The organism is Pseudomonas sp. AF03-9 (assembly GCF_020515815.1).
Taxonomy (GTDB): domain Bacteria; phylum Pseudomonadota; class Gammaproteobacteria; order Pseudomonadales; family Pseudomonadaceae; genus Aquipseudomonas.
Map to the genome: position 1 here is coordinate 137,432 of NZ_JAHPJF010000006.1, position 15,443 is coordinate 152,874.

Below are 15,443 nucleotides of genomic sequence, written 5' to 3' on the forward strand. Positions count from 1 at the left end.
TGGATCAAGCATTGGTGAAAGAGTAGCCCCAAATTCGCCGCAGGACGGCGTGGTCTTTTGCCGCGTGACAGACTGTCTCAGCTCAGTTCTTGCAACTATCTGTTACAACTTGATGCTAATCTCGGCGCTCCCTTCGGCCTTGACCTGAATTCCCGATGCCCAGTGAACCCGCGTTGCTGTTACGCCACCACCGCCCTTTCATCGCGTTCTGGCTGGCGCGCATCTTCACCGCCAGCGGCTTCCAGATGCTCACCGTAGCCATCGGCTGGAACCTCTACCAACTGACCGGCAACGTGCTGGACCTGGGTTTGGTCGGCCTGGTGGAGTTCGTGCCACGCGTACTGTTCATGCTGCACACCGGGCATGTCGCCGACCGCTATGAGCGACGCAAGGTCGCCGCGATCTGTCAGACCGTACAGGCGTTGATCGCATTATCCCTGGCCATCGGCGGCCTGACCGGCAGCGTGACCCGCGAGATGATCTTTATCCTCGCCTTCGTGCTGGGCGCCGCACGCTCCTTCGAAATGCCGACCACCCAGGCACTGCTGCCGAGCATCGTGCCCAGCGCGCTGTTCCCGCGTGCCGTGGCCTCGTCGCAGTCGGCCCAGCAACTGGCAACCATCGTCGCCCCGGCGCTGGGCGGTTTGCTCTACGCCTTTGGCAGCGTGTGGGTCTACGGCCCCACCGTGGTGCTGTACTTGATTGCCTGCGTGCTGACCCTCAACCTGCCCGCACGCCAGACCCCGCTGAACAAAGGCAAGGCCACCCTGGATTCGTTGCTGGCCGGCATCCGTTTTATCCGCAGCCGCCCGGACATCCTCGGCGCCATTTCCCTGGACCTGTTCGCCGTATTGTTGGGCGGCGCCACCGCATTGCTGCCGGTGTTCGCCAAGGACATCCTGCTGACCGGCGCCTGGGGCCTGGGCCTGTTGCGTTCGGCACCGGCGGTGGGCGCGTTGTTGATGTCGTTGTGGCTGGCGCGCTTCTCGGTGGACCGCCACGTCGGCCGCGTGATGTTCACCGCCGTCGGGGTGTTCGGTGTGGCGACCATTGCGTTCGGCCTGTCCACTTCGTTCTGGTTTTCGTTGGCGGTGCTGGTGGTGCTGGGCGCGGCAGACATGATCAGCATGGTGATCCGTGCATCGTTCGTGCAGCTGGAGACGCCGGATGAAATGCGCGGCCGCGTCAGCGCGGTCAACGGCCTGTTTATCGGCGCGTCGAATCAGTTGGGCGAGTTTGAATCGGGGATTACCGCCCACTGGTTCGGCACCGTGCCGGCGGTGGTCATGGGCGGGATCGGCACGCTGGTGGTGACCGGGGTGTGGATCAAACTGTTCCCGACCCTGGCCAACCGCGACCGCATGCACGTGCCGACTGAAGAAACACAGGCATAAGGCCCGGTTCCCACACGGGTGCTGGGCAGGGCCGGTAAAGTGCTGTCAAAGCACTTTATCGAGGGTGATCGGAAAGTCCCTGACCCGCTTGCCCGTGGCGTGATACACCGCATTCGCCACCGCCGCCGCCACCCCGACAATACCGATCTCACCCACCCCCTTAGACCCCAGCGCATTGACGATCTCGTCGTGTTCCTCGACGAATACCACGTCAATCTCACCGATGTCCGCATTCACCGGAATGTGATACTCGGCCAGGCTGTGGTTCATGATGCGCCCCAAGTGGTGGTCGGTCTGGGTTTCTTCATGCAGGGCCATACCGATGCCCCACACCACCCCGCCGAGAATCTGGCTGCGCGCCATTTTCGGATTCACCACGCGCCCGGCCGCAATCGCGCTGACCACTCGGCTGACCTGGATGGTGCCCAAGTCTTCATCCACCCGCACTTCCACAAACACCGCAGAATGCGTGGCGCTGGCATAGCCCCCGCGTTTCTTGTCCGGCTCGCTGTCGACCTGCACCTGCAACGCGCCTTCACCACTGTCCTTGACCAGTTGGGCCAGCGACACACTCACATCACCGGTGTGCAGGTGGCCGTCGTCAAAGCGCACTGACTCGGCGTCCTTGAACACCGGATACGTCTGGCGCGCAATCTCCAGCAGTTTGGCCGCCAATGCTTCGCAGGCTTGCTGAACGGCGGTGCCCACCGAAGACACAGTGAACGAGCCGCCCTGCAGCGGGGCCGTGGGCAATGAGGAATCGCCGAGCAGAAACTCGACATTTTCCAGCGCCACGCCGCTGGCCTGGGCCGCAATCTGGGTCATGACCGTATAGGTGCCGGTGCCTATGTCGGTGGTAGCGCTGCTGACGGTGAGCTTGCCCTCGGCGTCGATCCGCGCCTTGGCGCTGGCTTTCATCTGCATCGCCTCCCACACACCACCGGCCATGCCCCAACCGATCAGTTGGCGCCCCTCGCGCATGCTGCGCGGTTCCGGGTTACGCCGCTGCCAGCCGAAACGCTCGGCGCCTTCGCTGTAGCATTCACGCAACGCCTTGCTGGACCAGGGCTTGTCTTCGTTCTGGTTGCGCTCGGCGTAATTGGTCAGGCGCAGTTGCACCGGGTCGACCCCCAGCGCGCAGGCCAGTTCGTCCATTGCACACTCCAGACCGGTCACCCCCAGTGCAGCACCCGGGGCGCGCATGTCCAGCGGGGTAAACACATCCAGCGGCACCAGGTTGTAGGCCAGTTGCACGTTGTCGCAGTGGTAGAGCATGCCGCTCCACTCAACCACATGCTCGCTGAAGTCTTCGAAGCGTGAGGTCTGGCCAGTGGCGGTGTGGCCGAGTGCGACCAGCTTGCCATCGACGGCGGCGCCCACTTGCAGACGCTGCAAGGTGCGCGGCCGGTAGCCGAAGGTGAACATCTGCTGGCGCGTCAGGGTCACGCGAACCGAGCGTTTGAGCGCCAGCGACGCCATCACCGCCAGTGGCAACTGGTACTGCGGGCGCAGGCCGGAGCCGAACGCGCCGCCCACGAACGCGGCAAAGATCCGCACCTGGCTTTTATCCAGGCCGAACACTTTCTGCACATAGGCCTGACAGTTCTGCGGGCCCTGGGTCTTGTCATGGATGTGCAGCGTGCCATCGCTCTGGTACAGCACCGTGCTGGCATGGGGCTCCATGGGGTTGTGATGTTCGATGGGGGTGCTGTAGTTCAGGTCCAGGCTGACGGCGGCGGCGCGCCATTGCGCCTGGAAGTTGCCGCGCGGCTTCGGCGGGGTCTGGGGCGATGGGTAGGCGTGTTGCTGCTGGGCGATCAAGTCGGTGTCAAAGGCTTCGCTCGCATACTCGATCTCCACCAGCGAACCGGCATGGCGCGCCAGTTCCAGGTTATCGGCGATGACCAGGGCCAGTGGCTGACCGCTGTACAGCACCCGGTCGTTGTACAGCGGGCGGAACGGCGAGCCGTCCGCCGCATCGGCGTCGGCGAAAGCCTCGTCATAACTGGCGATCTTTGGCCGGTTGAGGTGGTCGAGCACCATGATCACGCCCGGCAACGCCAGGGCTTTGGAGGCATCGACCTTTATGATTCGGCCCTTGGCGACGGTGCTGGACACGACGCTGCCGTGGAGCAGACCGTCTTCGGGAAACTCACCCGCATAACGCGCCTGGCCGGTGACCTTGAGCAGGCCGTCGACACGGTCCAAGGGTTTACCGATAGCGCTCATGGTTGTTCTCCCGCGACAGCGGCGTCGCTCAAGGCACGGATGATCGCGCGGCGCGCCAGTTTGAGTTTGAAGCCGTTGTGCGCCAGCGGCACGGCGTCTTGCAGCAGCGCGTCCGCCGCGGCACTGAAGGTTTCGCGGCTGACCGTCTGGCCGATCAGCAACGCTTCCACGGCGCGATCACGCCAGGGTTTGTGGGCAACGCCGCCAAGCGCCAGGCGCGCATCGATGATCTGGTCGCCGTCCAGCTCCAACGCCGCGGCGACGGACACCAGCGCAAAGGCGTACGACGCACGGTCGCGGACCTTCAGATAACGACTGTGGTTTGCCAGTTGATCAGCCGGCAACTCAATGGCCGTGATCAGTTCATCGTCGGCCAACAGATTGTCCCGCTGCGGCGTATCGCCGGGCAGGCGGTGGAAGTCGGCAAACTCAATGATCCGCACACCGCCGCGCCCCTCCACATGGACCCGTGCCTCGAGTGCGGCCAGGGCGACGCACATGTCGGAAGGATGGGTGGCGACACACTGGTCGCTGGCACCGAGGATCGCGTGGATGCGGTTCAGGCCGGTCAGCGCCGGGCAGCCACTGCCGGGCTCGCGCTTATTGCACGGCACGCCCGTGTCATAAAAGTAGTAACAGCGGGTGCGCTGCAACAGGTTGCCGCCGGTACTGGCCATATTGCGCAGTTGCGGCGAGGCGCCGGCCAGGATCGCCTGGGACAGCAGCGGGTAGCGTTGCTCGATCAGCGGATGCCAGGCCAGGTCGGCGTTGCTCACCATCGCACCGATCAACAGGCCGCCATCAGCGCTTGCCTTGATGTCATGCAGCGGCAGGCCCGTGATGTCGATGAGGTGCTGGGGACGGCTGATGTTTTCTTTCATCAGGTCCAGCAAGTTGGTGCCACCGGCAATAAAACGCGAGGTGGCACTGCTCAGGTGCACCGCTTCACGCACATCCACGGGTTTGCTGTAGTGGAAGGGGTTCATCGCTCACCTCCCACGACGTCTTCAATCGCCTCGCGAATGTTGCTGTAAGCCCCGCAGCGGCACAGGTTGCCACTCATCAGTTCCTGGATCTGCGCGGCGTCATGGGCACGGCCTTCATTCATCAGGCCCACTGCGGAGCAAATCTGACCCGGCGTGCAGTAACCGCACTGGAAGGCGTCGCGCTGGATAAACGCCTGCTGCATCGGGTGCAGAGTGTCACCGTCGGCCAGGCCTTCGACGGTGGTCAACTCGGCGCCATCGCACATCACCGCCAGGGTCAGGCAGGCATTCACGCGCTTGCCGTCACGCAACACCGTGCAGGCGCCGCATTGGCCGTGGTCGCAGCCTTTTTTGCTACCGATCAGGTCAAGCTGCTCGCGCAACAAGTCCAGCAGGGTGGTCCAGGGCAGCACGTCCAACTGGCGTTCCTGGCCATTGAGGCGCAGGCGGATCGAGTGGCTGACGAACGGCTGAGCCGTCGCGCCATGGGAAGTTGCGCTCATAAACACCTCACGGGTTGGTGTACATCCGCGGCGTTCAGGAAATTCGCCGTCTCAGGGGTACGACTTCCCGGGGTTTTGAGCGTTCAAGATGATTGATCAGCGGATATTGAGCAGGGTCTTGAGGGTGTTCTGCGGGCCGTTGATCGACGAGTTGCTGTATTCGAACCAGCCCTGGTCCTCGACATTCAGGTCGAACACGTAGATGTAACCCATCACCGTGCCCGCGCCACTGCACACCTGGCTGACGTTGCCGACCTGGCACACCGGCGTGCGCTGCCCGTTCAATTCGGCGCCGTTGAAGCGGCCCACGGGGTTGTTGCCCAGCCCGACTTCCATCACCGAGACCTTGGTGGGCCCACGGTGCGTACACATCTGGGTGCCTTGCGCGCGCTCCGGGATGGTTTCGGTGCAACCGGCCGATTGAACCTGGAACACCCGCACCTCGCTCAACGGCGGTGCAGTCGCGCCCCACGCCGGTGCTGCGCCGAGCCACAGGCCGATACAGGGGATCAGAGCTAGACTCCACGCGTTGGCTTTTTTCATGCTGTGAATGACCCCGGATTAAACGTCGGCGCAGTATGCCTCAAGGTCATGATCAAGGGCGATTGCTCACAACGGCCAGCCCGCACACCACACGGCCTCGGCTGCTGGTATGATGCGCCGCTTTTTCCGATCCTCTCTGAAACCACAGGCGCTTGGCGCAGTTTGTGCTTTGACTTAGAGGTCAACAAATCACGACGCAAAATAGCGTCACAGGGAGCCGGCATGCTGGAAAAGCTGTTTCAACTCAAAGCCCACAACACCAATGTGCGCACCGAGATTCTCGCGGGTATCACCACATTCCTGGCGATGGCCTACATCTTGTTCGTCAACCCGAGCATCCTCAGTCAGGCCGGCATGGACAAGGGCGCGGTGTTTGTCGCGACCTGCCTGGCGGCGGCCATCGGTTCGACCGTGATGGGCCTGATCGCCAACTACCCGATTGCGCTGGCGCCGGGCATGGGCCTCAACGCCTTCTTTACCTACACCGTGGTCCTGCACATGGGCCATACCTGGCAGGTAGCGCTGGGTGCGGTGTTTATTTCGGCGGTGTTGTTCTTTCTGCTGTCGATCTTCCGTATCCGTGAATGGATCATCAACGCCATCCCGCTGCCCCTGCGTTCGGCGATTGCTGCCGGTATCGGCCTGTTCCTGGCGTTGATCGCCCTGCACAACGCCGACATTGTCGTCAGCAACCCAGCCACCATGGTCGGCCTCGGTGACCTGACCAAGGCCGCGCCGATCCTGGCCACCCTCGGTTTCGTGCTGATCGTTGCGCTGGAAGCCCTGGCCGTACGCGGCGCGGTGCTGATCGGCATCCTCGCGGTGACCATTGCGTCCATCGCCCTGGGCGTGACCCCGTTCAACGGCGTGGTGTCGATGCCACCGTCCCTGGCCCCGACCTTCCTGCAACTGGACATCAAGGGCGCGCTGGACATCGGCCTGGTCAGCGTGATCTTCGCGTTCCTGTTCGTGGACCTGTTCGACAACTCCGGCACCCTGATCGGCGTCGCCAAGCGCGCCGGCCTGATGAGCAAGGACGGCCACATGCCGAAGATGGGCCGTGCGCTGATCGCCGACAGCACCGCTGCCATGGCCGGTTCGCTGCTGGGTACATCGACCACCACCAGCTACATCGAATCCGCCGCGGGCGTGAGCGCCGGCGGCCGCACCGGCTTGACCGCCATCGTTGTCGCAATCCTGTTCCTGCTGGCCTTGTTCTTCTCGCCACTGGCGCAAAGCGTCCCGGCGTTTGCCACTGCCCCCGCGCTGCTGTTCGTGGCCGTGCTGATGACCCAGGGCCTGGCGGAAATCGACTGGGATGACATCACTGTTGCAGCGCCGGTGGTGATCACCGCCCTGGCGATGCCGTTTACTTACTCCATCGCCAACGGCATCGCCTTCGGCTTCATCGCGTGGACCGCCATCAAGCTGCTTTCGGGCCGCTACCGTGAGCTGAACCCGGCGCTGGTGATCCTGTCGATCCTGTTCGTGATCAAGCTGGGCTGGTTCAACGCATGACTTTCGACGCCGCAAGCTACACCGCTCAACTGCAAGACAAGGTCACGCGCTTGCGTGACCTGTTGGCCCCGTTCGATGCACCCGAGCCGCAGGTCTTCGACTCGCCGCTGCAGAACTTCCGCCTGCGCGCGGAGTTCCGCCTGTGGCGCGAAGGCGGTGAACGCCACTACGCGATGTTTTCCCAGGACGACAAGCGCACGCCGATCCTGATCGAAGAGTTTCCCATCGCCAGCCTGCGCATCAACCAGTTGATGCCGCAACTCAAGGCCGCCTGGCAAGCCAGCGCCGCCCTGAGCCACAAGCTGTTCCAGGTGGAGTTCCTCACCACCCTGGCCGGCGATGCGATGATCACGCTGTGCTATCACCGCCCGCTGGACGAGCATTGGCACACCGCTGCCAACCAGCTCGCGGCTGACTTGAACGTGAGCATCATCGGCCGCTCCAAGGGCAAGCGCGATGTGATCGGCCACGACTATGTGGTGGAACAACTCGAAGTCGGTGGTCGCACCTTCAGCTATCGCCAACCCGAAGGCGCCTTCACCCAGCCCAACGGCACGGTGAACCAGAAGATGCTCAACTGGGCGTACTCAGCCCTGGGCGACCGCCCGGATGATCTGCTGGAGCTGTACTGCGGCAACGGCAACTTCACCCTGCCGCTGGCGACCCGCGTACGCAAAGTGCTGGCCACCGAGATCAGCAAGACCTCGGTCAACGCCGCGCTGAGCAACCTCGCTGAAAACGCGGTGGACAACGTCACCCTGGTGCGCCTGTCCGCCGAAGAACTCACCGAAGCGCTCAACGAAGTGCGCCCGTTCCGCCGCCTGCACGGCATCGACCTCAAGAGCTATGAGTTCGGTAGCGTGTTCGTCGACCCGCCCCGCGCCGGCATGGACCCGGACACCTGCGAGCTGACTCGACGCTTCGACAATATCCTGTACATCTCGTGCAACCCGCAGACATTGGCGGCGAACATCGCGCAACTGCATGACACGCACCGCATCACCCAGTGTGCGATGTTTGATCAGTTTCCGTGGACGCATCATATGGAGTCGGGCGTCCTGCTGACGCGTCGCTGAAACTTACAGCCACTGGCAATCCGCCTGTGGGAGCGGGCTTGTGTGGGAGCGGGCTTGCCCGCGATGGCAGAGTGTCAGTCACAGCGGCTTACGCTGACAAACCGCATTCGCGAGCAAGCCCGCTCCCACATAAGCCCACTCCCAACACAGCTTTTCATGCATCAGTTGAATCGTCGGGCTTTGTCGTATCCTTGCGCGGCCGCCCGCCCTTCTTGCCATTGGCGCGAGCAGCGGCGGCTTTGGCGGCGCTGCTCTTGCGACCGTTGCGCGAAGCCACCAGGCTGGCGGCCAGGTCCATCAGGGGCTGGCTCGTGGCGATCAGGCCGGTGATGGACACGTCCAGGTCCCGGTAACAATTTCACCCCGTGCCACCCGACAACCGGCTCCAGAATCCTGGCGCTGTTTCTCAGGCTAGTGACCGCCAACGAAGCGTCGAATGCCGTGTTGTTACCGCGCATAACCGTTCGGTAATCGAACATATCCTTCGCCGTCGATTGACCAAATTAACCATTCAGTACATTTTACCTCCACAACTAACAATAACTGTGGAGACCCTCCAATGCCGCCTATCGTGCTGGTGCTCAACGGCCCCAACCTCAACCTGCTCGGCACCCGCGAGCCGGCGACCTACGGGCATGAAACCCTGGCTGACGTGGCCGCTTTGTGCGGTCGCAGCGCTGACAAGCTCGGGCTGAAAATCGAATTTCGCCAGACCAACCACGAAGGCGAACTGCTCGACTGGATCCACGGCGCCCGTGCCCGTTGCGCCGGTATCGTGATCAACCCGGCCGCGTGGACCCACACCTCCGTCGCCATCCGTGACGCGCTGGTGGCCAGTGAAGTGCCGGTGATCGAAGTGCATTTATCCAACGTGCATGCACGCGAGGCGTTTCGTCATCACTCCTTTGTGTCGCCCATCGCCAAGGCCGTGCTCGCAGGATTTGGCAGTCATGGCTACCACCTGGCCCTGGAACACTTCAGCCAGATCTTGAAAGGATCAGCCCGATGAAACCGCGCATCCTCGCCGGCCTGATCGGCTCCGGCATCCAGGCTTCCCGCACCCCGGCTTTGCATGAACAGGAAGGCGACGCCAGAGGCCTGCGCTACCTGTATCGCTTGATCGACCTGGACCCGCTGCGATTGACCGTCGATGCCCTGCCCGACCTGCTCGACGCTGCCGAGTTGATGCAGTTCACCGGCCTGAACATTACTTACCCGTGCAAGCAGGCGATCCTGCCGCTGCTCGATGATTTGTCCGACGAGGCCCGGGGGATTGGCGCGGTCAATACCGTGGTGTTCAAGGACGGCAAACGTATCGGCCATAACACCGACTGCCTGGGCTTCGCCGAAGGATTTCGACGCAACCTGAGTGATGTGCTGCGCCAGCGCGTCGTACAAATGGGCGCAGGCGGCGCAGGCGCGGCAGTGGCCCACGCGCTATTGGCCGAAGGCGTTGAACGCCTGAGCATCTTTGACCTGGACAGCAGCCGCGCCCAGGACTTGGTGGACAACCTCGCCCTGCGTTTCGGCAGCGGTCGCGCCCAGGTCGGCAGCCACCTGGAAAGCGCCATGGCCGAGGCGGATGGGGTGGTGAACACCACGCCGATGGGCATGGCCAAGCTGCCTGGCACTCCGGTTCCGGCGGCCCTGCTGCGGGCCGAACTGTGGGTGGCCGAGATTGTGTATTTCCCGCTGGAAACCGAACTGCTGCGCGACGCCCGCGCCTTGGGTTGCCGCACGCTGGATGGCGGCAATATGGCGGTGTTCCAGGCGGTGAAGGCGTTTGAGTTGTTCAGTGGCGAAGTGCCGGATGCGCAGCGGATGCTGGCGCACTTTCAGGCCATGAATATCTAACAGGCGAAACAAATTCAAATATGGAGCCGCTTTTGTGGGAGCGGGCTTGCTCGCGAATGCGCAGTGTCAGCCAAAGGTTTTCTGACTGATCCACCGTATTCGCGAGCAAGCCCGCTCCCACATTCAGGTTGCATTCCACTCGAAGAGTCGCGTAAGCGTCAGGCTTGCAGGTAGCGCATCACCGACTCACAGATCATCTCCCGATGTCGCTGCTTGATGGCCTCATCCGACAGCTCAATCTGAAAAATCTCACTGAATGTATGGCGGTTGGACACCCGGTAAAAGCTGAATGAGTTGATCAGCAGATGCACGTCCAACGGCTCCAGCCCCTCACGAAACAAACCCAGCTCCGCGCCCCGGCGCAAGGTCGTGCCCAGCGCTTCGAGGATGTTGCTGTTCATCGCCTTGATCGACTCCGAGCGCTTCACGTATTCGGCATTGTGGATATTTTCGATGCTGACGATGCGCACGAAATCCACGTTCTGATCGTGGTGATCAAAGGTAAATTCCACCAGCCGGCGGATCGCTTCGCGCGGTTCCAGGGCAGTGAGGTTCATGCGGGTTTCGGTGTTGCGGATGTCGCCGTAGAGCTTCTCCAGTACCTCGACGTACAGCTGCTCCTTGCTGCCGAAGTAGTAATAGATCATGCGCTTGGAGGTGTGGATGCGCTCGGCGATGGCGTCCACGCGCGCGCCAGACAGGCCTTGCTGGACAAACTCGACGATCGCTTCCTGCAGGATGTTTTCGCGGGTCTTTTCCGGGTTGTTCTTACGACTCTTGCGCGGCGCTTCGGACGCAGCGGAGAGGTCGGGAGTCAGGGTCATGGTGCGCTCACGGCCGTTTTTATTGTGCAGGCGCCGATTATGGGCTGCGGCGCTCCCCGAAGGAAGCACCGCACCACCGCTCACAACCGCGCTTGGCGTACCGCACCGCTGCGGGACTTGGCCATGGCCGCCAGACGCACCGCCACGTTGGCCGCGCCGTAACCGGCATAGCCGTTCTTGCGCTGGATGATCTCGAAGAAAAACCGCCCTTCGAACGGTTCGGTGTACACGTGAAACAGCTCACCGCCGTTGGCGTCGCGGTCGTACAACACGTTGTAGTACGCCAGCTCGCTGAGGAACTCATCGTCAAAATCAAACCGTGCCGCGAGGTCGTCGTAATAGTTGAGCGGGATGTCCAGCAGCGGCACGCCCGCGTCTTTGGCCCGGCGCACCTCGGCAAAAATGTCCGCGCAGTCGAAGGCAATGTGGTGCACACCTGAGCCGCGATAGCTCGATAGCGCGTGGGAAATTGCGGTATTGCGGTTCTCGGAAATGTTCAGCGGCAAACGAATCGAACTGCAGCGGCTGCGCAGGGCACGGCTCTTCACCAGGCCATAGGGGTCGGGCAGCACCACTTCGTCGTCGGCCTCGAAATCCAGCAGGCTCTTGTAGAACAACACCCAACTGTCGAGGCTGTCGGCCGGCAGCGCCATCGCCATATGGTCGATACGCAACAGGCCACCACTGGCAGCCGGCGCGGCTTGCAGGTTGAAGTCGGTGTCGTACAGCGTGCCTTCGCTGGGGTCCACCAGGTAGATCAGGCTGCCATCCGGCGCACGCACGGCGGCCAGCTCAAGCTCGTTGGGCCCGACCAGCCCGCGATAGGGCTGGCCCTTGTAGGCCACCGCCCGCTCCAGGGCCTTGGCGCTGTCCTTGACCCGCAGCGCGGTGGCGCACAACGACGGGCCATGGGCCTCGAAAAAGTTGTGGGCGAAGGAATAGGGTTCGCAGTTGAGGATCAGGTTGATGTCGCCCTGGCGCAACAGGCTCACGCTCTTGGAGCGGTGCTGGCCGGCCTTGACGAAGCCGAGGCGTTCCAGCCAGTGAGTCAGCTTGGCGCCGAGGCTTTCATCCACGGCAAATTCGAGGAATTCGATGCCGTCGTACTCGCTGGCAGCCGGGGTATCGAACAGGATCTGCACGGGTTGCGCCGGTGCTTGCTGCTTCAGGCGCTCGCGGGTTTTCTCCTCCAGGTACAGCAAGGAGCGCAGGCCATCCGCTGCATTGGCGCGGGTCGGCGCGGCGCGGAAACCGTCGTTGAAAATTTCCAGGGACAGCGGCCCGGTGTAGCCACTCTTGATGATCGGCGCAAGAAAGCCCGCCAGGTCAAATTCGCCTTGCCCCGGGAAGCAGCGGAAGTGCCGGCTCCACTCCAGCACGTCCATGGCCAGGATCGGCGCGTCGGCCATTTGCACAAAGAAGATCTTGTCGCCGGGGATCTGCGCGATGGCGCTCGGGTCGCCCTTGAGTGACAGGGTGTGGAAGCTGTCGAGCAGCACGCCGAGGGCCGGGTGATCGACCTGGCGCACCAGGTTCCACACCTGCTGCCAGGTGTTCACATGCTTGCCCCAGGCCAGCGCTTCATAACCGATGCGCAAGCCACGGCGGCCGGCATGTTCGGCCAACAGGTGCAGATCGTCGAGCAAAATGCGTTCATCGCCGACGCAATCGGCGGAGGCGTTGCTGCACACCAGCACCAGGTCAGTGCCCAGTTCCTGCATCAGGTCGAACTTGCGCTCGGCACGCTCCAGGTTGCGGGCCAGACGGTCGCGGCGGCAGCCTTCAAAGTCGCGGAACGGCTGGAACAGGGTGATGGCGATACCGAGGTCGGCACACATCTGCCTGACTTCGCGGGGGCTGCCGTCGTAATACAACAAGTCGTTTTCGAAGATCTCGACGCCATCAAACCCGGCGGCGGCAATCGCTTCGAGTTTTTCCGGCAGGGTGCCGCTCAAGGAAACGGTGGCAATGGAACGTTGCATGGGGCGACTCCCGGCAATTATTGTTTGCGCCAAATTATTCGCCCCCAGTCTACCCACAGCAATTAAAATGTACGAACCAGTTAGTTTTTGGTGCGATTATCGAACACTATGCCCGTTTACCGAATTGACGATTTTTTAGCCGCTGCGCACCATCAACGACGCAACCTGACCCAGAACACACCATAAAAATTTCAAAAAACGGGTACGACCTCATGCCTCTGCAAAACTCCGCCCTGGCCTCGCGCTCCGGCACCCCGCACGCCGGCATCGGCGACAAGATCCGCGGCGCCCTGGCCGTGGGTAAAACTCGCTGGGGCATGTTGGCCCTGGTGTTCTTTGCCACCACCCTGAACTACATCGACCGCGCCGCCCTGGGCGTGATGCAACCGATCCTCGCCAAGGAAATGAGCTGGACGGCGATGGACTACGCCAACATCAACTTCTGGTTCCAGGTTGGCTACGCCGTCGGCTTTGTGCTGCAAGGCCGCCTGATCGACCGCGTCGGTGTGAAACGCGTGTTCTTCTTCGCCGTACTGCTGTGGAGCCTGGCGACTGGTGCCCACGGCCTGGCCACCTCGGCGGTGGGTTTCATGGTCTGCCGCTTTATCCTCGGGCTGACCGAAGCCGCCAACTACCCGGCCTGCGTCAAGACCACACGCTTGTGGTTCCCCGCCGGTGAACGTGCGGTGGCCACCGGCATCTTCAACGCCGGCACCAACGTCGGTGCGATGATGACGCCGATGCTGCTGCCGCTGATCCTGCACGTGTGGGGCTGGCAGGCGGCATTCCTGTGCATGGCCTCGCTCGGCGCGATCTGGCTGGTGTTCTGGGGCTTGAAGTACTACAACCCGGAAGACCATCCGAGCGTCAAACAATCCGAACTGGACTACGTGCAACGGGAAGTCGAACCCGAACAACCGGGTGTGCCGTTCAGCCGCATCCTGCGCATGCGCGGCACCTGGGCCTTCGCCATTGCCTACGCGCTGACCGCGCCGGTGTTCTGGTTCTACCTGTATTGGTTGCCGCCGTTCCTGAACCAGCAATACAACCTGGGCATCAACGTGACCCAGATGGGTATCCCGCTGATCATCATCTACCTGACAGCCGACTTCGGCAGTGTGGGTGGGGGGATTCTGTCGTCGTTCCTGATCGGCCGTGGCATGAACTCGATCAAGGCGCGCTTGCTGTCGATGTTGCTGTTCGCCTGCTGCATCGTCGGCGTGATCATGGCGGCCGGTTCCAGCCAGCTGTGGGTCGCAGTGTTTGCCATCTCCCTGGCCATCGGTGCGCACCAGGCCTGGACCGCCAACATCTGGAGCCTGGTGATGGACTACACGCCCAAGCACATGATGAGCACGGTGTTCGGCTTCGGCGGGATGTGTGCGGCCATCGGCGGCATGTTCATGACCCAGATCGTCGGCCATATCCTCACCGTGACCAACAACAACTACACCGTGTTGTTCACCCTGATCCCGGCGATGTACTTCATTGCGCTGACCTGGATGTACTTCATGGCGCCGCGCAAGATCCCTACCGTAGACGTCTGATCTACCTGCGCCGCTGCTGCCAGGCAGCGGCCAACCCGCTCATGCAGATCACCCCGATGCCGACCACCGTGGTCAAGTCGGGGGTATGGTTGAATACCAGCCAGCCCAACAACCCCGCAAACACGATCTGGCAATAGCCGAACGGTGCCAGCAAGGCCGGTGCCGCGAAGCGGAACGCCTGGGTCAACATCAAGTGCGCAGTCATCCCACAGGTGCCCAGCGCCAGCATCAACACGCCATGCCACAGCGTCGGGACCTGCCAGAAGAACGGCACCATCGCACTCATCACCAAGGTGTTGCACAGGCCGGCGAAGAAGTTGCTGGTGGTCGGGCTGTCGTATTGGCTCAGGATGCGCGTGAGCAGTTGGTAGAAGCAGAAGAACAACGCCGAACACAGCGGCAGCAGCACCGCCGGGGTGAACAGTTCGCCACCGGGGTGGATGATGATCAGCACGCCGACGAACCCGCAGATCACCGCCAGCCACTGGCCGCGCGTAACGTGCTCACCGAGCAGCGGCACCGACAGCGCTGTCACCAGGATCGGTGCAAGGAAGTTCACTGCCGTGGCTTCCGCCAGGGGGATGTAATGCAGCGCCGTGGTAAAGAACAGGCTGGTACCCAGCAGGCACAACGCCCGCACCACCTGCATTCCCGGCCGTTTGCTGCGCAGTACGCGCAAGCCCGATTGCGGCAGGAAAATCCCGGCCATCAACAGGGTATGCACCAGATAGCGCGCCCAGACCACCATCACGATCGGGTAGAACCCGGCCAGGTATTTGGACAAGGCGTCGTGGCTGGAAAACAGGAAAGTCGCCACCACAATCAGCAAGATGCCTTTGAAAGGATGGTTGACGCCGGAGAGGGGAGTACTGACGGTCATTGAGTTCTCTTGCATGACGGGCTGAACGCGGGCTGCTCAACCCGGTAATCTAGCAGCCGGGCTTGCGTCTGCCCCAAGAGCATAACCAAACACTGTGCGAACAGCGC

General features: G+C 62.4%; 13 protein-coding genes and 1 pseudogene. 6 read left to right on the top strand and 8 right to left on the bottom strand.

Annotation, left to right across the window (positions count from 1 at the left end; genetic code table 11):
- Positions 1–155: 155 nt before the first annotated feature.
- On the top strand, positions 156–1,394 hold the full coding sequence (locus LIY36_RS11655; protein ID WP_226455771.1) for an MFS transporter: 1,239 nt from the start codon (positions 156–158) through the stop codon (positions 1,392–1,394).
- Between the two features lie 45 nt (positions 1,395–1,439).
- Here LIY36_RS11655 and LIY36_RS11660 read toward each other — a convergent pair whose 3' ends face one another.
- From LIY36_RS11660 to LIY36_RS11675, 4 genes are all read right to left on the bottom strand, one after another.
- Positions 1,440–3,623, bottom strand: coding sequence for a xanthine dehydrogenase family protein molybdopterin-binding subunit (locus LIY36_RS11660; RefSeq protein WP_226455772.1), 2,184 nt, complete (start codon positions 3,621–3,623; stop codon positions 1,440–1,442).
- A complete protein-coding gene (locus tag LIY36_RS11665; protein WP_226455773.1) occupies positions 3,620–4,609 on the bottom strand; it encodes an FAD binding domain-containing protein in 990 nt (329 codons plus the stop codon). The genes LIY36_RS11660 and LIY36_RS11665 overlap by 4 nt, the downstream gene beginning before the upstream one ends.
- Positions 4,606–5,112 carry a (2Fe-2S)-binding protein gene (locus LIY36_RS11670; protein WP_226455774.1) on the bottom strand — a complete coding sequence of 169 codons (507 nt, stop codon included), beginning with the start codon at positions 5,110–5,112 and terminating at the stop codon, positions 4,606–4,608. Before LIY36_RS11670 ends, LIY36_RS11665 begins: the two co-directional genes overlap by 4 nt.
- 96 nt (positions 5,113–5,208) lie before the next feature.
- Complete coding sequence (locus LIY36_RS11675) at positions 5,209–5,655, bottom strand: DUF4879 domain-containing protein (RefSeq protein ID WP_192298982.1); 447 nt, start codon at positions 5,653–5,655, stop codon at positions 5,209–5,211.
- 222 nt (positions 5,656–5,877) lie between these two features.
- Here LIY36_RS11675 and LIY36_RS11680 point away from each other — a divergent pair, with 222 nt between their 5' ends.
- Together LIY36_RS11680 and trmA are read left to right on the top strand one after the other, a co-directional pair.
- Positions 5,878–7,173 carry an NCS2 family permease gene (locus LIY36_RS11680; RefSeq protein WP_192298983.1) on the top strand — a complete coding sequence of 432 codons (1,296 nt, stop codon included), beginning with the start codon at positions 5,878–5,880 and terminating at the stop codon, positions 7,171–7,173.
- A complete protein-coding gene (trmA, locus tag LIY36_RS11685; RefSeq protein ID WP_226455775.1) occupies positions 7,170–8,249 on the top strand; it encodes a tRNA (uridine(54)-C5)-methyltransferase TrmA in 1,080 nt (359 codons plus the stop codon). The genes LIY36_RS11680 and trmA overlap by 4 nt, the downstream gene beginning before the upstream one ends.
- A gap of 154 nt (positions 8,250–8,403) precedes the next feature.
- Here trmA and LIY36_RS11690 read toward each other — a convergent pair.
- Positions 8,404–8,598: pseudogene (locus LIY36_RS11690) on the bottom strand (DUF2442 domain-containing protein); the annotation flags it as partial.
- Positions 8,599–8,808: 210 nt separating this feature from the next.
- On the opposite strand from LIY36_RS11690, the gene aroQ reads away from it, so the two are divergent.
- Positions 8,809–9,258: a type II 3-dehydroquinate dehydratase gene (gene aroQ, locus LIY36_RS11695; protein ID WP_192298986.1), complete on the top strand. Its 450-nt coding sequence runs from the start codon at positions 8,809–8,811 to the stop codon at positions 9,256–9,258.
- The gene (locus LIY36_RS11700; RefSeq protein WP_192298987.1) at positions 9,255–10,103 is read left to right on the top strand and encodes a shikimate dehydrogenase; all 849 of its coding nucleotides are present in this window, start codon (positions 9,255–9,257) and stop codon (positions 10,101–10,103) included. The genes aroQ and LIY36_RS11700 overlap by 4 nt, the downstream gene beginning before the upstream one ends.
- Before the next feature lie 158 nt (positions 10,104–10,261).
- On the opposite strand, the gene LIY36_RS11705 is transcribed toward LIY36_RS11700, so the two are convergent.
- Together LIY36_RS11705 and quiC are read right to left on the bottom strand one after the other, a co-directional pair.
- Positions 10,262–10,927, bottom strand: coding sequence for a TetR/AcrR family transcriptional regulator (locus tag LIY36_RS11705; protein ID WP_226455776.1), 666 nt, complete (start codon positions 10,925–10,927; stop codon positions 10,262–10,264).
- 80 nt (positions 10,928–11,007) lie between these two features.
- Positions 11,008–12,909, bottom strand: coding sequence for a 3-dehydroshikimate dehydratase QuiC (gene quiC / locus LIY36_RS11710; protein WP_192298989.1), 1,902 nt, complete (start codon positions 12,907–12,909; stop codon positions 11,008–11,010).
- A gap of 212 nt (positions 12,910–13,121) precedes the next feature.
- Here quiC and LIY36_RS11715 point away from each other — a divergent pair, with 212 nt between their 5' ends.
- Positions 13,122–14,456 carry an MFS transporter gene (locus tag LIY36_RS11715; RefSeq protein WP_192298990.1) on the top strand — a complete coding sequence of 445 codons (1,335 nt, stop codon included), beginning with the start codon at positions 13,122–13,124 and terminating at the stop codon, positions 14,454–14,456.
- Position 14,457: 1 nt separating this feature from the next.
- Here LIY36_RS11715 and LIY36_RS11720 read toward each other — a convergent pair whose 3' ends face one another.
- Positions 14,458–15,336: a DMT family transporter gene (locus tag LIY36_RS11720; protein ID WP_192298991.1), complete on the bottom strand. Its 879-nt coding sequence runs from the start codon at positions 15,334–15,336 to the stop codon at positions 14,458–14,460.
- Positions 15,337–15,443 lie beyond the last annotated feature (107 nt).